This is a genomic window from Shewanella sp. NFH-SH190041 (assembly GCF_024363255.1).
Lineage (GTDB): Bacteria > Pseudomonadota > Gammaproteobacteria > Enterobacterales > Shewanellaceae > Shewanella.
Map to the genome: position 1 here is coordinate 2,073,558 of NZ_AP026070.1, position 18,335 is coordinate 2,091,892.

16 protein-coding genes are annotated in these 18,335 nt (G+C 45.0%); 4 read left to right on the forward strand and 12 right to left on the reverse strand.

The annotated features are described in order from the left end of the window. Window positions 1-30 precede the first annotated feature (30 nt). From NFHSH190041_RS09175 to NFHSH190041_RS09195, 5 genes are all read right to left on the reverse strand, one after another. Window positions 31-612 carry a sugar O-acetyltransferase gene (locus NFHSH190041_RS09175; RefSeq protein ID WP_261924920.1) on the reverse strand — a complete coding sequence of 194 codons (582 nt, stop codon included), beginning with the start codon at window positions 610-612 and terminating at the stop codon, window positions 31-33. Between the two features lie 746 nt (window positions 613-1,358). Further along, on the reverse strand, window positions 1,359-2,300 hold the full coding sequence (locus NFHSH190041_RS09180) for a YeiH family protein (protein WP_261924921.1): 942 nt from the start codon (window positions 2,298-2,300) through the stop codon (window positions 1,359-1,361). A 372-nt stretch (window positions 2,301-2,672) separates the two neighbouring features. Beyond that, window positions 2,673-3,452: a DUF2189 domain-containing protein gene (locus NFHSH190041_RS09185; protein WP_261924922.1), complete on the reverse strand. Its 780-nt coding sequence runs from the start codon at window positions 3,450-3,452 to the stop codon at window positions 2,673-2,675. Between the two features lie 38 nt (window positions 3,453-3,490). Beyond that, window positions 3,491-4,030: a phage holin gene (locus tag NFHSH190041_RS09190; protein ID WP_261924923.1), complete on the reverse strand. Its 540-nt coding sequence runs from the start codon at window positions 4,028-4,030 to the stop codon at window positions 3,491-3,493. 355 nt (window positions 4,031-4,385) lie between these two features. Beyond that, window positions 4,386-5,432 carry a right-handed parallel beta-helix repeat-containing protein gene (locus NFHSH190041_RS09195; RefSeq protein ID WP_261924924.1) on the reverse strand — a complete coding sequence of 349 codons (1,047 nt, stop codon included), beginning with the start codon at window positions 5,430-5,432 and terminating at the stop codon, window positions 4,386-4,388. Window positions 5,433-5,477: 45 nt separating this feature from the next. On the opposite strand from NFHSH190041_RS09195, the gene NFHSH190041_RS09200 reads away from it, so the two are divergent. Together NFHSH190041_RS09200 and NFHSH190041_RS09205 are read left to right on the forward strand one after the other, a co-directional pair. After that, window positions 5,478-6,110: a DUF4113 domain-containing protein gene (locus NFHSH190041_RS09200; protein WP_261924925.1), complete on the forward strand. Its 633-nt coding sequence runs from the start codon at window positions 5,478-5,480 to the stop codon at window positions 6,108-6,110. A gap of 635 nt (window positions 6,111-6,745) precedes the next feature. After that, the gene (locus NFHSH190041_RS09205) at window positions 6,746-7,567 is read left to right on the forward strand and encodes a DUF4393 domain-containing protein (protein ID WP_261924926.1); all 822 of its coding nucleotides are present in this window, start codon (window positions 6,746-6,748) and stop codon (window positions 7,565-7,567) included. Here the strand turns inward: NFHSH190041_RS09205 and NFHSH190041_RS09210 are convergent. From NFHSH190041_RS09210 to NFHSH190041_RS09225, 4 genes are all read right to left on the reverse strand, one after another. Further along, complete coding sequence (locus NFHSH190041_RS09210; RefSeq protein ID WP_261924927.1) at window positions 7,551-8,513, reverse strand: hypothetical protein; 963 nt, start codon at window positions 8,511-8,513, stop codon at window positions 7,551-7,553. The two genes, NFHSH190041_RS09205 and NFHSH190041_RS09210, sit on opposite strands and share 17 nt — an antisense overlap. A gap of 1,138 nt (window positions 8,514-9,651) precedes the next feature. Then, window positions 9,652-10,119, reverse strand: a complete 468-nt coding sequence (locus NFHSH190041_RS09215; protein ID WP_261924928.1) for a DM13 domain-containing protein — start codon at window positions 10,117-10,119, stop codon at window positions 9,652-9,654. Window positions 10,120-10,132: 13 nt separating this feature from the next. Next, window positions 10,133-11,422, reverse strand: coding sequence for a tyrosine-type recombinase/integrase (locus NFHSH190041_RS09220; RefSeq protein ID WP_261924929.1), 1,290 nt, complete (start codon window positions 11,420-11,422; stop codon window positions 10,133-10,135). Window positions 11,423-11,518: 96 nt separating this feature from the next. Continuing rightward, window positions 11,519-11,764 carry a hypothetical protein gene (locus NFHSH190041_RS09225; protein ID WP_261924930.1) on the reverse strand — a complete coding sequence of 82 codons (246 nt, stop codon included), beginning with the start codon at window positions 11,762-11,764 and terminating at the stop codon, window positions 11,519-11,521. Window positions 11,765-11,945: 181 nt separating this feature from the next. Here NFHSH190041_RS09225 and NFHSH190041_RS09230 point away from each other — a divergent pair, with 181 nt between their 5' ends. After that, on the forward strand, window positions 11,946-13,535 hold the full coding sequence (locus tag NFHSH190041_RS09230) for an HD domain-containing phosphohydrolase (RefSeq protein WP_261924931.1): 1,590 nt from the start codon (window positions 11,946-11,948) through the stop codon (window positions 13,533-13,535). Between the two features lie 223 nt (window positions 13,536-13,758). On the opposite strand, the gene NFHSH190041_RS09235 is transcribed toward NFHSH190041_RS09230, so the two are convergent. Together NFHSH190041_RS09235 and NFHSH190041_RS09240 are read right to left on the reverse strand one after the other, a co-directional pair. Next, complete coding sequence (locus NFHSH190041_RS09235) at window positions 13,759-15,384, reverse strand: phosphoethanolamine transferase (RefSeq protein ID WP_261924932.1); 1,626 nt, start codon at window positions 15,382-15,384, stop codon at window positions 13,759-13,761. 207 nt (window positions 15,385-15,591) lie between these two features. Continuing rightward, window positions 15,592-16,995: a diguanylate cyclase domain-containing protein gene (locus NFHSH190041_RS09240; protein ID WP_261924933.1), complete on the reverse strand. Its 1,404-nt coding sequence runs from the start codon at window positions 16,993-16,995 to the stop codon at window positions 15,592-15,594. 176 nt (window positions 16,996-17,171) lie between these two features. Between NFHSH190041_RS09240 and NFHSH190041_RS09245 the strand changes: the two genes are divergently transcribed. Continuing rightward, a complete protein-coding gene (locus NFHSH190041_RS09245) occupies window positions 17,172-17,849 on the forward strand; it encodes a tRNA/rRNA methyltransferase (protein WP_261924934.1) in 678 nt (225 codons plus the stop codon). 4 nt (window positions 17,850-17,853) lie between these two features. Here NFHSH190041_RS09245 and NFHSH190041_RS09250 read toward each other — a convergent pair whose 3' ends face one another. Further along, window positions 17,854-18,129: a hypothetical protein gene (locus NFHSH190041_RS09250; protein ID WP_261924935.1), complete on the reverse strand. Its 276-nt coding sequence runs from the start codon at window positions 18,127-18,129 to the stop codon at window positions 17,854-17,856. Window positions 18,130-18,335 lie beyond the last annotated feature (206 nt).

Genomic DNA, 18,335 nt, shown 5'->3' on the forward strand with positions numbered 1-18,335 from the left:
CCCTTTGCCGGCTATCTGAAGAAAAGCGGCTTAGCCGTGAATAATGTTCTCGAGCAGCTCATTCTCATGCAGCTTTCTGATGAATCTGGCCGGGCTACCACCATACAGACAGTCTGGTGGGACATCCTTATTTACCACAGAATTGGCGGCGATCACTGAGCGAGCCCCTATGGTCACACCTTGATTGATCACCGTACTGCCACCAATCCACACATCATCTTCTATAGTTATTGGCGCCCAACTTGTTTGCCATTGCCGGCGTTGTAAGTAATTGAATTCATGGCTCGCACAATAAAATTGGCAATTGGGTCCAATCAGCACATGGTTGCTAATGGTGATCGGCGCACCATCAAGCATGGTGACATTCATATTGATAAAGCTGTGCTCACCAATAGAAATGGTTTTGCCAAATTCACAGAAAAAAGGGGAGCGGATAATACTGGAGGTCGGAATATTAGCCAGCAGCTGCTGTAACATCTCATGTCGTTGGTCGTTATCTGTATGGCGGTTGATATCCTGTAATAACTTCGCTGCTGAATCGCGCAGGCAATTCACACTCTCATCCGCACCATTAAAGTTGTTACCGGCCAGCATTTTTTCTAATTCAGTCATATTTTTATCAGCTTATTCTGTTTAGGGTTTTACCGCCGCATCTTACCACCAGCACGCAAACAGACTGGGGTGGCATGATGATTTTTGTGCGCAGTACCAGCAAACTTGTACCAACCCATTTTCTGGCAACTCCCTAGCCGCGTCTCAATCGCCTTTAAGATGCCATCAAAGGCGGTCCATTAACTAAGCACTTTACCAAGCACGTTAAACCTGCAGGTCAAATCGGCTCTAAGTTAGTGCTAGAGGCTATTTCCCAATTAGGGATTCATTTTTAATAATCAGTTTCTTAATGCTCATTTTTACGATTGTGTGAACACATTGACTGAAAAGATGACTGATCTTCCTGAAAAAGATGAACGGGTCAAAAGCGCAACACGCGACGGCATAATTGAGCAGAGAATTGTTGACCAGATAATTGATAAGAGATTAGGGATAAGAAACGAGAGGGGATGCTATTGCCACAAAAACACAAACTCATTCAACCACCGACACAGCGCATAAGTCCAGAAAACTCACCAGTACCTATTAGCTTAGGGATTAAGACGGTGCTACTGGTCGTAGCGGTTGTGGTTGGCTCAATAGTGACAACAGGAGTGTGGCGCGCATTGATTGAAGCGGGAGGGTTTGCCGCGCTGTGCTTGTTACACTGGCACAGAGCGGCATCTTAGAGCAGAATTTAGCGCCTACTTTCAATAAGCTTACTTGATGATAAGCATGTACTGCGTATTGCGTTATACATTATTGAATTACACATGGTGCAAAATGTAGTACAGCGAGCCACAGGCTATGCTGACCCAAAGCAATACCGCCAAGATCATCGGCTTTGGCCCGGTTTCACGCATTTTTTTAATGGTAATGCCGGCACCAATTAAGAACAGACACACCACTAACGTCCGCTTCGCCACCATAAAGATCATCTGATACACCTCATGCCCTTGGGGGAGGAAGTGGGCAATCAAAATAGCCACGCAGTACAGCAGAATAAACGCCGGCACTTTAATTGCTTTGCGGTTACCACCAAACAAAATAGCCGACACCAGCGCCACCGGGACGATCCACAATGCCCGGGCCAGTTTAGTGGTTGTGGCAATCAGTAGTGCTTCATTGCCGTAGCTGGATGCTGCGCCCACTACAGATGACGTGTCATGGATGGCAATAGCACTCCAGAGGCCAAATTGATGTTGACTCAGCCCCAGTACATGACCCAGTATCGGAAACAAAAATAGCGCAATGGAATTAAGCACAAATACACAGGCTAGCGCCACCGCCATCTGATCATTTTTCGCATTAATGGCCGGAGACACAGCCGCAATAGCGCTACCGCCACAGATTGAGGTGCCCGCACCGATCAAATAACCTGTTTTACGGTCTATTTTCATGACCTTAGTCAGCACGACCGCCATCACTAACGTGAAAATAATCGAGCCGGCCACCAATGGCAGACTCTGGCGGCTAATGCTAATCGCCTGCTCTAAATTAATGCCAAACCCCAAACCGATAATGGACCAGGACAGCATTTTTTTGGTGACCGCCCCCAGATTAATACCCTGAGGTAACAGACCTAATGTTGCCAATGAGAAGCCTAAGATCAGAGCGATGGGAGATGAAATTACCGGAGTCAGACACAGCAGAGCTAACGCCACAAACAGCCACAGGCGCCAGTCGCGCAGGTTGATATTTGTAAACATGAAGATGAGTTATTGGATAGAAAAAGGCGGCCAGTATACCCCCGTTAACCGCCGATGAATATTCACGAATATGTTTAGCTGCCGCATCATGGTTATGATGTCATTAAGCTAATGATATTAATGGGGTTTATACTTGCTTAGGTTGCAATGGTTTAAATTAATTAAGATGTAATGGTATTAGCGTCTGTAAGATTAGCTGTATCGGTTACCAGCTAGCTACAGGCATTAATGACACCCTCGATATTGCAAAATGGCCAAGCAATGACGAAAGGTGATGGAACAAAGCACCGTAAACGATGCAAGGGGCAAGGTGCTATTCCATCAGTCTTTCAGTCTTTTGTGATTAACGATATTTGGGATTTACGACAAAGGCTAGCGATAATGCCGCTGTCGTTTTGTCGTCACCGTTGCTAAATATCCATGCCAGGTAGCAAAGGCAATTAAGGGCATAGTGATAATCAAACCAACCCCGGCAGTCGCAAAACCAAGCACCACTGCGCCTAAAATTAACATTGCCCAGACCAGCATGGCCTTAGGGTTATGCCACACAGCATAAACAGAAGTGAAAATAGCGGACATCAGATCGACCCGGCGTTCAATCAATAAGGGTAATGAAAATGCAGATATGGCAAACACCACTAAGGTGAAAACTCCGCCTAGCAAACTACCCAATGTCAGGAAGGGCAGAAACACTTCCCAATCCGCTGTCACCTGCGCCGGATATAATGCGTGGACCAATGCCGCAATGCGGGTCCAGAAAATCATTAATAGTGCCAATAGTAGGGCAAATCCCCAACTGGCAGTACTGTTACGCCCCATTGCCTGCAGCGCGTGATCTAGCCGGGGACGGTGATGTTTACCTAGCTCCCAACTGATGTCATACAGGCCTGTGGCTAGAAACGGACCAGCCAACATAAAACAGATAAAGCAGGGCAGGATCACCAGGTGACTGCCGGACAGGGCAACGGCCGTCATTAACCCCCATGCCAATATCGCAAAGAGTAAACCGTACCCCATGGCTAATTTGGGGGCGTGGATAAAATCTTGCCATGCTAACGCCAGCCAGGTAAATGGGGCAGAAGGCGATAATGTATTACAAGGCAGCACTCTGGCATACGGCTTGTTGGTCTGTGCTTTCATCACCTGGGTCATATTGCTCTCCTTTGTACTCGTCTTTAATCATCAGGGTGCTAATCATCCGGATGGTGCACCAGTTTCCAGCCCTCAAACGGATTCATTCCTGAGTGGTGACTGTGCTGATGATGAATGTCGACATCAAAGCTACGCATAGTGCGACGGATGATCTTTTCTTGGGACAGCGGCGCATCAATCACCAAGATAGATTCCCCATCCATCAACTCCTGGTGGAAAGAAGACAATTTGTAATTTTCATTATTAAAACCGATCAACCCGCCAAGCCAGATGCCAAATAGCGTCAAAAACAGGGTGAGCATGATGGTTTGCGTCGGACCAAATGCTGGCAAAGCACCATTGACGACGACGGCTAACAGCACCGCGCCTAATAAGCCGAAGACGGCCCCGCGTAACATCAGATGAGGGATATCCCGCTCTTCTAAAAAACTGGCGGCGTTAATATTCAGTTTCGCCATTCGCCGCTTATCGCGGGAGTAAAAGCGTATATGTTGCTGTGCAACCCCGTTGTCCATCAGTTGCCGTTGAATCGCTTCACCATGGTCAAGATTTTTCAGTACATATTGTAGTTGCGTCATTGTCAGATCCTCTGCTGTCTGCAACAAACCCACAGGATGCTACGCCGGACAAAGCAAAACTGTTCACTTTAATTGCATTCATCTGCCCATCAGTGCAGGCAAGCGCAACTTCACAACTGTACTCAATGCTAAAGGCGGTTACCTTAGGCAGAACATAAGCCGAATAAGCGGTATCAAGCGTTAATGGCAACAGCGTAAAAGAAACAACGAAGGAGAGTGTTGATGTTGAGTGGCGATGGAGAGTCGGTTGTTATTACGTTTTTATGCTTGGCAGTTAAGGACCGTTATAAAAATAGAGCAGGGTGGTTAACCACCCAGCATCACTGAAAAGCGCCAAACACCCAAGCTGCATGGGTTAGTTCAAATTAATATCACCATTAAAGTGCACACTGGAGCGAACCCAACAGCCGGTCAAATACATGGCATGTTTGCCACTGGCCGTGATTAAACAGTTAGACAGGGTGCAGCCGGTTAGATAGAACTCATCTAATAAATTCTCGGCACTGAAATCCGTATACCACATACTGTTACCGGTAAAGGTGACGGGGAGAACGGAATCAAACACCACGCCTTGAAATGCCCGGGTGCCATTACCAAATTTCAGTGGCGTGGCAGGCCAGGGCGAATCATTACTGTGGTTCATGGTGTTACCCGTAATGGTTCCATGGGCAAAGTTACCTCCGGTACTAAAAGCAATTTCATTTGGCTTAGGAGTTGATATATAAGCCGCCCGGCAGTCTACTGCGACATTGCCACTCACCAGCCAATTACCACTGCAATTCCACATGCCCACCCGGCAGTTGGTGAAGTGGTTATCACTTAAAATACCGTATTCACAGTTATACCAGGCAATCCAGCCATATTGGCAGCGGGAGAAACGGCACCCAGATACCCGTAAATCTACTGCTAATTTGTTGCCATTGTAATTAAACATGGAGATCCCAGCACCCAAGAAGTCTTCAAAACCACAGTTTTCAATGGTGACATAGGAAGCTTTGTAAACCTCAATGCCGATATGGGTTTTCACCACATCCCGGCCATAGGGCGTCCCCTTGAGGTTGCCGTCAAAATTGATCCCCTGAATATAAATTTGATGCACATTTTGCGAGATGCGAAACACCGGAGCATCAGCCGTTGCTGCTCTCACTGTGCTGCCATTACCAATAATGGTTACGCCGGATGGAATAACAATGTTTGAAAATTCATACACCTGGTTAGGATCAAGAATAAAAAATCGGTTGCCGTCATCCAACAGGGTCTGCAAGTCATCACAGCTATTAAGGAAGAAATCCGGGGTGCAGGACTGCGGGTCCATCTGGGCATTGGCCTGATTAGCTATCAAGCTGGTTCCCAGCGCAGAGGTTACGGCGCCAAGTAAAAAGTGTCGTCTGTTTTTCATCATCAATCCTCTGGGTTAACACCAAGGTTTAGTCTTTTAGTGTAGATTGTGACGGAGAAACAGCGAGATCTGTTGCGTTGTCGAGTTATTTCGGCCTTTATGATGCAGCGGCATGGTGTGCCTGCAAAGCATTGGGACGAGGCGAGGGCAGATAAGAAGCAAATCTTCTCAACTCGTTCAATGGGAGAATGCATTACCGACCTGGAGTCACTTCAGCAGGCATTGAGTAAACATGCGAGTATCGCGGCCCAAAAAGCGAGAGCCCAAGGTTCAGCCTGCAAAACGCTTATTTGCTTCGCAGGTAACTCACCATTTGATGGTCAACCATATTATCGAAAAACACTGCATCAGTTTCCCGTTGCCACCGCAGATAGCACCATACTCAGTCAAACCGTCACCAGGCTAGCTAAAGATTTGTTTCGGCCAGGCATCCGGTTCTACAAAATCGGTGTCGGCCTAATTGAATTGCACAATAGTCGCCATAGTCAAGATGACCTTTTCAGCCCTGATCCTAGTAAGTATCAATTGATGAATGCACTAGACGGCCTGAACAGGAAGTACGGTACAGACACGCTGTTCATCGCAGCGCAAGGCATTGAGCAGAAATGGGGCATGAAGCGGGATATGCTTAGTCCGCAGTACATTACCAGGTGGAAAGACCTGCCTAAGGTGAAGTGTTGAGAAATTCTTGTACTCCCCCCCTACAACTCACCCAAGTATGCCTAAAACCCTGGCCGTGACTCTACCATCATGGCCACTCAACTCCCCGATATGAACTCTGCCCTTAACCCGCACAGAAAAACACCAAACACACATTTAAACAACAACTTATGGCAAATGTCTTACATACTAGCACCCCATTTAATTGCTATAGTGCTGCCAACAAATTGACCACAGGGATTGTGCGCCCATTAAGCAAGGTGCGGTAGCGTGTCTCAACAAGGCTGCGAACAACTTTTGCCCCAAAGTTACATATTCGAGCCGGTTAACCCGTTAAATCGGAGATAACAGGAAACGCCTCCTGTTATCGCACACGGTACATTCACATTTATCTGCCGGACTGCTAGAAAGTGTCAATTTTTCAGCATATTGCTGATAGCGTTGATCCAATAAGCGTGACTGGTGCGCGAGATAACGAGACGTCTCGATTTGTCCGTAAAGTTATCTATCCATAGAGACGTTAAGTAGCAGATTTTTTTGACTAAAACGGACGAATAGCGAGGTCGCGCAACAATGGATAAACTGGCCGTCCGGTTATTCAGATAAACAGGTGTTCTCGTTATTAAAATGTTATATTTTGAAGGGTGTTAGATCAAATGCAAGACGAAAACAGTAGTTCTAATGTTAAAGATGTAATAGAAGCAACAACGGGGTTGGTTCAAGCTGTGCCAATATATGAAGATTTAATTCAACCAGCAGCACGTGAAGTTGGAACTGCTTTAGGTACAGTTGCTAAGGCTGTTAATGTCGTTCTTGCTCCAATATCAATGATGGTTTGGAGTTACGATAGTATTAAAAGTTATATTTCAACAAGCGTTTCTAAAAAGTTGGAGAATGTTCCAACTGAGAATATAGTGCCGCCAAATCCCGTAGTAGCTGTGCCAGCAATAGAAGCTCTTCGCTATACAGGACATGATGAAACACTTCGGGAAATGTATGCGAATTTACTAGCTAATGCCATTGATATCAGTACCCAAGAAAACGCGCATCCTTCGTTTGTTGAGATAATCAAGCAACTTTCACCTAAAGAGGCTCTTTTGCTCAAGTGGCTGAGTGAAAAAGAAGACTATCCAGAAGTTTGTACTGCTTATTCTCGACAGACTATTCGAAGTGGTTGGGGGCATGTTAATGGTTGGCAAAGTAGTGGTTCGGAAGGGCTTATAAAAAGTCGCTTTGTCGAGTGTTGTGAGGACTTCACAACAGATCTGGATATTGACGCGGCTCTAGACAATTTTAGACGTTTATTAATACTTGATGTTGGTAAGAATAGTGTGCAGGAACTACGAGACAGTTTTGTAGATTTAGACTCAATGAGCGTTAGCGAAAGTCTTGAATTAGAAGTAAGGAAAGATGAAAGACTATTTTTCACATCTTTCGGGGTGAAATTCGTAAATACCTGTGTTACCAACAAAATATAACAAAGCATTTAAGAGTGATTCCCAACGCTTGGCATTTTTCATTCCATCGTTGGGAGTTTTTAGTTTTAATTGAAGGTGGGGTTGTACGGGGGTCATTGATACCGTCAGGTAAATTCTGGACTAGAAGGAGATAACAACGTTCACCTTTTGGGTCTGGCAGAGTTGGCCCGAAAGATTCCAGTGATAGCAACAAGCACTCGCCGATTCTAAGTCCGTACTGAAACATCAACCTATGAATGACGTAGTTGCGAAATTGCTCGAACTGGGTTTTAAAAGGGTTTAGCGGGTTTACCACTGCTGAATGAAGTTTACCGGTGTCTAGGTCTACAAACTCTTCAGTCGATGGCAAAAGCATGTTGTCTAACAACAGCACTTGCTGGTCTGTTAGACTCCTGTACCGTGTTGTTGAAGAATTTGAGTCCACCTCCAGCGCTGAATACTCCTTGGTTATTTGTCTGATTTTATGATCTATTCGTCGTTGCATTACCGCAGCATCAACTGGAGCATAGTCTTGATAATCTGTAGTTGTATATCGGTCATTCAGGAACTTGAAGAAACGAGTAACAACATGGACATAAGCTACATACGCTTGTTTGACTTTGATAGATGGAGACAGAAGGCTAATGGAAATGTATGCAGAAGAATCACTAATGTGTTGTTTTGATAAGAGATAGTCAAAAAATTGATTAACTTCTTGGAGGAATGGTTCGATATTGTACTTGGCATCGATAAAGGCACCGTCAAACGTATAACCGTGCTTTCTCTCATAGAACTCGTAGAAGAAACGAAGTGCTTTAAGTGAGTTGGTTTGAGTGCCCAGCGATCGCTTTGTGAGTTTACTTATCGTATAGATTGTCAAGAACATTGATGGCAACGTAGTGACATCGTCTATAACCAGCTTTAGGTGCTGTCCATTACGTTTAGTATGAGCAATGCTATAACTCATCTTTGATCGAAATCCTTTTCGTTTGATTCTGTGACCATATCCATAGAACTGCCAGAATGCGTGGATCAACCAGGCTTAAATCATCTGAACGCAGCTAAAGACAGAGACGTGTGAACTCTAGAGTAGACGTACAACACTGGTCCACGAACTCACCGTAAACTCAAAACATTTAATTGTAAAGTATGAAAGATAGGGCTTAACTTATTGATTGTTCGTGAGTCATTAACCTGTCGTGAGAACCAAGACATTTAACATAATATACATTGTGCGCATAGATGGATGTGACCATATATCGACCCGGAGAGCTAAGATTCGCGACTGTCCCAAACACATAGCTTGCTTATCAATTGCGTACCAATATATCTCTATGTTCAGCTTCAGCTATTGCTTGGTGATGGCAATAACATCAAATCCATAAGCTTTAGTCGTAAACCTCACATTCATCATCAATGACTGGCGCTTACCAAAGAACGCTATGTATTATTTATGAGATTATCAAGCCGATTGAACTGACTTCAATATTCAATACGGTTCAGATCAGAACAACACCAGACTCAATAGCTAACGCTTCGCGCTAAGAATCAAGTTACCAAAACCCAAATCATTGATATCCAAGTACACATGCCATTACGGATGGTGAGTTTTGCATGTAGCGGCAATACTAAGCTTCAAAAGCTATATCAAATATCAATACAGATGGCTTTGGGATTTATTACTTCAGTTATCAGTTCAAATTGCTAACGCTGTAGCTGGATTTTGGGTATCGTTCCGAATGCATTGTTGAAATGCGTGCCTAGCTAGTTAAATTTCGTGGCTTGTTTTTATCAAGTCGAAAACCACCAGCGACAATTAGTACATAAATCCATATATAACGATTGGGCTAAAAACGCTTAATTTCACGTTGGCTTATCAATAATATCTATACACAGGCATAAAGCTACATTCAGAGTCATGTTGCTAAGACTTGCAATGCGCCACATTATCAGTAGATATATTACAGATGGTTAAAGTAAAAGGCCGCAAGTGACAGTGCTTAGGCCTTTTATTCGGCAAATGCCGATAAATAGCATTATCGGCATTAAAGCCAATGTCATTTCTGACGGTATTTTACTTTAGCGGCTAGATGGTTAAACCAAGGCTACTGATAGCGCCCGGAAGAGATAAATTGATTAAATGACTCACACCAAATGATGGCGGTGTTATATCGGCTAATATCCAAGGATTCTGATACCGGCAGCATAAAGTCATTGAACGAATTGACGGCACCAACGGCAACCATTTGCGCTTTATGAGCCAGAAATTGCTGTTCATCTTCCACAAAGACTGGTGACAGATACAGGCGATAATCTGGCCCTGGTGCTAATTCCCCGCGAAATGCAATTGTCTTTGGTGTTAGGTATAAGCTGCCCTGCCCCCAATGCAGCCAGTCACTGCCGCTGCGCTGGCGATCAAATTGAGCCTGATAGTCAGCACTGCCCTGCACTTTTGCCAATGCTTCAGCTGATGGCGATGGCTCAGCCGTGAATATCGGCAGCAAGTACATCCCTAGGGCGATGCCTAAAACGAATACGACACTGTGGCTGATCACTGCTGCTATCCATTTCATTTGCTGTTGTCCTTTAGTCAATTCCGGCTAAATTATCCATGGCTTTGCGATAAGCGGACTCATGTCGCTCCACTTGGCTGGTATGCAGGTATTTTGACGTAGTATCAATACTGTCATGTCCGGCATCGGCCTGTACATGGGACAATGGTCGCTGATTAATATTGATATCATGGGTAATACCGGTATGGCGAATATTATGGGCACTCATCTGTACCATTGCCGCTGCATCGGTATCAAAACCATCGGCCAATGCCATCGCCGCCGCGGTATTAATGACCTGTTGCACTTCTTCCCGCAGTTGGCGTATGCCCAAATTAGCATTGAGTTCTCCCACTTCCCTGCCCCGACCCGCCGCCCGGTGGCGGATAAACAGTGGTGTGTTTTCTCCCGCTTCAGGCAGCGGCGTTAATCCAAGAAAACTGCGGTATTGGGTTAACCCGGCCAGCAGCGCTTTCGATACCGCTACGCTGCGACGTTTGCCGCCTTTAGATTGGGGCACATAAAAACTCCATACTCCGGTTTGTGGGTGACGGCGAAATTGACTCATTACTGGGCTAAACCCTGCTCGGGCAGCCACTTCCGAGATCCGAAGATAACAGGCATATAAAAGGCGGATTAAAAACAGACTGCGCTGGCCTTGCTGGGGATGTTCTTTTGCCAGCCGCTCCGCATAGGCCACTACATAGGACCATTGCAGCTCAGTAAATGCCGGCAGATCATCATCTGGGTTAAGACGAAATTGCTGCTGGTGGGCAAAGCGGCTGTGGTTCATCCAAATTTGTGCGGGATTACGCTCGCAATATTCTTCGCCGATAAGATAGCTGTAAAAAGATGACAAAATTGCCATTTTGGTTTTCAGCGCATTATCTGATAATTGATATGGCTGCTCTTGCCCCATAACGCGCCTACCGGTAAATGGCCGCCAGGCTGGGTTAGGAAATCGCTGGCCACAGCTTTTATCCAGTTTAAATTGGGCAACATTAAACCAGCCGATAAGCTCGCTTGGTGGCTGCTGACAATAACTGACATAACGGGCGATATCCCGTCGTGATAATGCCGCAGGAGATAAGCTTGCCACATCAAAGCACCAATGCAGAAAAGTCGTTAGCTCACTGCGATAGGCTTTGTAGTTATTTTCATGGTGCAGCTGCTCCATTAACCAGTCTGTGGCATATTCAAATACCAACCCCGCATCTTCTACCCGCTCAAGGCTGATTCGAGTCAAATGCTGGTTAACACAGGCATTCCCTTCTGGCAGATATTGCGCAGAATCAAATAGTGGCATCACGGGTGGCGGGTTCATGTTGCTTCCTTAACGTGTTGGATTAACTGGCGTTACCCTAAGTGAAAAAGCATGACGGCCCAATGAGATGCAAGCGATTGTGCGTGTCACCTCAGACTATTTAGTTTTATATGTTTGATAATTCAACATATTGGCACATTGCAAACGGCAATGACCACAGCCAAGCCGCTGGCTACAACTGTGCAGACAGGTTTGCCACACCTGCTGTTTAGTATCACTGTCCAGACACTTAATTTCAGCAGCGCACAAGTGTCCACCGGCCATTAACTGAGCCAATTTTTCTGCGCTAATCGCAATCCTTACCTGTCTTGGGTCTAATTCTGTGGTTGTAATCTGCATCATGAAGTCCTGATGATGGCGCTGAAATCATATTTAACCACAAATGATAATAATTATCATTTGTTAATCAAGAGGTCATTACGTCTGGACAGGATCTCCTTGATAAAAGTGCGATACAGATCATCAGATCCCTTGAATACACTACACTTTACCCATGTTGAGTATGGCAATAAGGAACGACTCTATGCTGTCAGCGGCGCATAAATCAGTGACTAACCACCCCGCTCCGGCTTTGCTGCCCGGGTATTGGTCTGTATTAGTGGTAGATGATGAACAGGATATGCATACCCAAACTAAATTAGCTGTTTCTGGCGCCAGTGCATTTGAGCGACCAATTCGGCTGCAACATGCCCATGATCCCGTTCGGGCGAAAGAACTGTTAAGCCAAACCCGGTTTGCGGTGGTGGTGATAAACATTGGAGCTGATGGTCAGGGGATGGAACTGGCTTGGTGGTTAAGGCGCCAAAAACGCAACCATACCACCCGCATTATTTTGCGGTTGGCTCAGGCTGGAATGATGCCTGAACTCAATACCTTAACGGAAGCGGATATTGATGATGGCAAGGCAATGATGGAGCTTAACCCCCGCTGCTTATTGGCATTATTGGTTAAGGCTATCCGCCATTACCGCCATATTGTTGCGGCCGATGAAGCACAGCAACAAAGTCAAAGCCTACAAAATGGGATGCGCAATGTGTTATCGGCCAGTGCCAGACTGTTTGAATTAAGCCATTTTTCACAATTTCTACCTGAAATTCATAAAGAGATCAGTGCCATTGCTGATGTCGGCCAAGATGCCCTGCTATTGCGACAGTGTCATGATGCTCACGCCGATGACAAATCAGGGAGCAATACACCCCAGGGAAATCCTCGCTTCGAAGCGATTATGGGGCTGGGCACCTTGCAGCAAAAATTAGCGGAACCATTGGGACCGGAGTTATTGGATCTTTTGCAGCGCAGTCAACATAGTCATGATATTCGTTATCGCCATGGCGCATTACTCTGCCCTTTGCCCGTTCCCCACGGCGACAGCCATTATCTTTATTTGCCTCGGGCTGAAGCTATCTCGGATGTGCAACAACAATTGATTGCCGTGTTTACCATTAATGCTGGTATGGCGCTGGCCCATTTTGCTCAAGAGCAGCACGTGAATGAAACTCAGGCTGAACTCTTGTTGCGACTTGGTCATGTGGCAGCCAATCAAGCTCATCATAGTATCAACCATATCAAGCGCATGGCGGATTATTGCTATGAATTAGGCTTGTTAGCAGGAATGGCTGAACCACAGGCGGATATTCTCAGCCGGGCAGCACCCATGCATGATATCGGCAATATTGGTATTTCCGATGCTATTTTACAGCAGCCAGACAGCCTAAGCCCTGAAGCTCGGGCCATAATGGCGCGGCATACTGAGATTGGCTGGCAATTATTGTCTGGCTCCGAGCAACCAGTATTGCAATGCGCGGCAAAAATTTGTCTGCAACACCATGAAAAATACGATGGTTCTGGTTACCCCAATGGTTTAAAAGGCGATGCTATCTGCTTGCCGGCGCGCATTGTTGCTATTGCGGATGCCTTTGATGCCCTATGCCATAAACGCAGCTATAAAGATGCCTGGGCACTGGAAGATGTGCAGGCTGAAATGCAAAGCTGCACCGGCAGTTATTTTGATCCTGAATTAATGGCATTGTTTATTGAGCATATAGATCAGTTTATTGCCATTAAACAGCGCTGGCCTGAAGCAACTGACACAGAAGGGGTGCAACAACAGTAAGCAGAATACAAGTCAGGCACACCTTTGAAAGGCCTGCAGTCTTAACGAAGAAAAATACGACAACTCTCTGGCGGTAGACGCAGATGTTGTACTTCATCCGTATAAAGGCAAGAATCTGTAAGATAGCGCAAGTGGTATGGCGACATTGCCCAATAAAAAAGCAGCCACCTTGGCTGCTTTTTTGCTATTTATCGACCCTAGTCATAAGAAGCGTCAGTGTCAATTACTGGCGACAAGGTGCAAACATATCTTGCTGTTTACGGTAGAGGCCGGTTGATACATTCATCAAGCCTAAAATACTGTCGAATAAATTGTCCTGGGAATATCCGCCCTTTTTCGCTTCATCACGAACGCATTGCATATTGAGCTTATTTGCCGACACAAAGCCTGGTGAGAACCATGTTAATAAAGGAATATGAGTCTGCTCACTGGGGGCGATGGCATAAGGTGCGCCGTGCAGGTACATGCCCTTCTCTCCCAGTGATTCGCCGTGATCAGACAGATACAACAGGCCGGTATTAAACTTATCGGCTTGCTGTTTTAGTAAACCGACCACTTCACTGAGAATAAAGTCCGTATAAGCAATCGTATTATCATAGGTATTGACTAAGGCTTCATGGCTACAGTTTTGAATATCACTGTGCCGGCAGTCTGGTGTAAATAGCCGTTTATCATCCGGGTAGCGTAAGTAATAGGTTGGTCCATGACTACCAATAATGTGTAGTACGACTAGGCTGGTGCGGGGATCTTTGATATCAGCTAACTGCTGCTTAAGGCGATCCACCAGCACCTGGTCATAACAAAATTGCCCATTACACAACTTATGGTCACTGTCGACGGGCACGGTGATATGCTTAATCCGCTTACAAACCCCTTTGCAGCCGCTGTCATTATCCAGCCAATTCACCGCCACACCAGCATGAGCCAGTACATCGACTAAAGTATCTTGCGCTTTAGCGTGGCGAGCATCGTAATTGCTGCGATTCATGCGTGAGAACATGCATGGTAGCGAAACAGCTGTGGCGGTGCCGCAAGAATGAACATCATTAAAGGCAACCATATCGAGGCGTTGGGTAAAGGGATTGGTGTCTTTGTGATAACCATAGTAGTGGTAGTTTTTGGCGCGCGCTGTTTCCCCAACCACCAGCACCATCAGATTAGGTTTGGTATCTTTAGCTGTATGCAGTTTGGCATCTAACCCCAATTGCTTGTATTTCAACGGGGTTTGCAGATATTGCACATTGATGTATTTCGCCAAAGACCCAATATAGTAAGTAGGAATAATGTAGCGTTTCATTTGATCATTATTACGACCAAAAGCGACATAGTTTTGGAAAAAGAACACCGCTATCAGGGCAATAACCACGAGGTTTACAGCTATAAATAGTAGCTTTTTCAACAACTCTCGAGTAAATGGGCGGTAATGAATATTTGCTTTATAAATCAGTAGCGCTGGTAAAATACCAGTGAGCAAAAAATTACCGATAGAGGCCAAATTGACATAGGTCATAGCTTCGGCCTGATTAGTTTGGAAGGTATTTTCTATCATGCCGTAATCAAACACGACTTGATATTTGAATGCAGCATAGAAAACGAACGAACTGAACAGCGTAACCAGCATAAAAAAAGGCTTGGCAATATATTTGACGCTGAACAGTGAAAAAACCACATTCAATGCACTAAGCAGAAACAGCGGAATAGTGGCAACAAACAGCCAGTTAACATCAGTCTGTTTGGTTAACCCTTCCCTCACGATACTGAAAAAAGGGATATTAAACACACTGACATAGTATGTAGCCAAAATAAAAGAAAATTGGTTGACCGTTATCGGTCTAGTGAGCCATTTCAAAAGATACTCCGATTCAATATGTCCAAACCACAAACGCTAGTACACTCTTAAGTATTAACTATTTAGAAACATATGATACTTAGAGTAATACAAGTCTATCGGTATTTACATATTTTGTGAACCGACTCACAGCTCAACTTGCTATTATTGCTTTTATTTTTGGTTTTTATGTATTACCTATTCGGTCATCATCAGTTTATGGGGCTGTTAAGAGCCGAACTCACAGCAATTTCGGCCGTGGTTTTTAGCGATATACATTAATCTGTCTACCTCATTCAACAGTTGGCCGCTAAGCCGATTGCCCGGTAAGCTAAACAACACTCCCATACTGATACTGACGGCTATCTGATAGTGCTCAGTAGTAAACTTTTCTTCGCCCACAACATGCAAAATATCTAATGCCAAATTATGGGTATCGTGATATGTCGTCTCCGGGATCAGCACACAAAACTCTTCACCGCCGATGCGCGCTAGCACCATTTTGTCCGACAAGACGGGTAAAATCCGTTTCACCAGAATTTGTAATACCTCATCACCAGTACTGTGACCAAAGTTATCATTAATCCCCTTAAACCGGTCAATATCAAATAGCATCAACCCCAGAGGCAGGTTTGACTGACAATAACTCTCCAGTTTGGTTAAAAAAGAGCGGCGATTACAAATACCGGTCAGACTATCGGTTTCGGCCAAATGCTGCAGGAGTTGATTGGCTTTTTTGAGCTGTGCGGTTTTTTTAGCAACAGTGCGTCTGAGCAGTAAGGAGTACAGCAACAAACTGAGCAGTAATACCCCTATCGCTCCTGGCAAAAGATATTCAGGATAAACGGTTTCAACCTGGGTCCACTTGCGATAAACCCGCTCAATGTCATCTTCGGGGATGGCGTTAAATCCAGCCTGAATTTGTTCTAGTAATAACTCGTTATCGGCATATACAGCAGGCCTTAGTGCAGAATGGTATAAGTGTTTGACCGGTAGAAATGCATTAGGGTTATCGCCTTTATAAAGATAAAAATTGGCCACATGCCAGTCGGCAACAAAACCGGCAATATCACCATCCTCAGCTGCGGCCATCATCCCGGAATAGGTTGAATATGACTTTAGCATGGCCCAAGGCATATTTTCGGCAACGTAGGATTGCTCATAGCCGCCTTTAACAACACCAAGCCACTGGCGGCGAAATAGTTGGCTAGGACGACAAGAAATATACTGCTTTTCAATATAAAGTTGGGTGTCGATTTTGACCAACCCAGGACCAAACTCCATAAATTTAGCCTGAGGCTTTGACCAGAGTACTCCACCTTGAACATCGGCCTGCCCATGTTTCACCAAATCTACTGAATGACTGAGCGTAGTGAGTTTGAAGGTGATGTTGACATGATTGACTCGACCATAAAGCTTCCAAAGGTCAATCAGCATACCTCTGGCCTGGCCCTCATCGTCCACATAGGAAAAAGGTTTCCAAGAGGCAGCATTGGTGACGATTAATTGTTTTGGCGGATGCGAGGCTAACTCTGCCGGATAGGCATTACCTGCAATAAATGTGAGTAAAATAGTTGATAACAGATATTTCTTGGTCGATTTAAGTGTGGTGTTGCTCAATCTGGCCACCATTTACCCTGCATAAAACTGGGCAGCCCAAAATCCCAGTTATGATCCAGAATAATAAAGAGTTTAACTATCAAGGCATGGAAGATTGCCAGCATTTGCGCCAGATAAAAAATTAAATGTGATTAACACTGGTTAACCTCAGGGGTATAATCTGGTTTTTCGATTCAAAATAATTATCTATGTCCCTCTCATTTATTCTTGTTGAACCCGCAAGAGCCGCCAATGTGGGCGCGGCTGCAAGGGCAATTAAAACCATGGGGTTTGATGAACTGATCCTAGTCAATTCAGAACAACATTTAGCTGATGAGGCTGCTTGGGTTGCTCATGGTGCAGGTGATATTTTGGCAAATATCCGAGTCGTCTCCACTCTGGCCGATTTGCGTTCTGAATTTGATTTGATCATTGGTAGTACCGCACGGGAGCGCGGCAGACCACGTACTTATTTGTCACCTGATGAGTTGAAACAGCATTTACTGGGCTATCAGGGGGGCAAGATTGCCCTGGTGTTTGGTCGAGAGTCTAGCGGGCTCAGTAATGATGAACTTGAACTTTGTGATTTATATACTTATGTGCCGTTAGCCCAAGACTATCCTTCCTTGAATCTAGCGCAGGCGGTGATGGTATACAGTTACGCTTTGAGTGACGTGAAACATCAGATAGGACTTCAGCAAGATGCTGCTCCAGATGCACAATTACAGGCACTTAAACATAAGGCGGAGCAGTTGCTGTCACGACTGGAAATTCAGCAGGGAGATAAGTTGGGTCCTTGGCTATTAGACGGCGTTTCTCAACTGCAGGAACGTGACTGTAAACTGGCGCATCAACTGCTCAGTGACCTTTTAAAAAAATTGAGCTGATCTATCAGCAACGCCGAAGCCGGATCACTTTCATGACTTCAACTTCAAATCCGGCTACCTTTTCGGTATCAGCATAATAAGTAAGATTGACACTCTGCCCGACCAAGGATTTGTATTTTTTTACGCGACGGTACTTGAATGGCGTGTCATACCCTTCCAACATCAACGTATTAATAAACATCTCACCATCTACTCTTTGGGTGTGAGAACTGACCCGTTTATCTTCCGAATGGATCAGTACATCATGTTTTTCTAGTAGTAATTCAGCTTCCGATTTCATCTTTTCTCCATATTCAAATGCCACTCTTACGATAATACGCTCAAATTGTAGTCTGGATATAAAATTAACCTTTTTAATCGCTTAAGCTTGAGTCATTATCATGCAAAAGTCCTCACTCGCCGGTAATCATTGAGCCGTATTGTGACAAGGTAATGACTATTATTGCATTCGTATCCGGATGGTCTGCGCCGTCATGTCTTAACAGT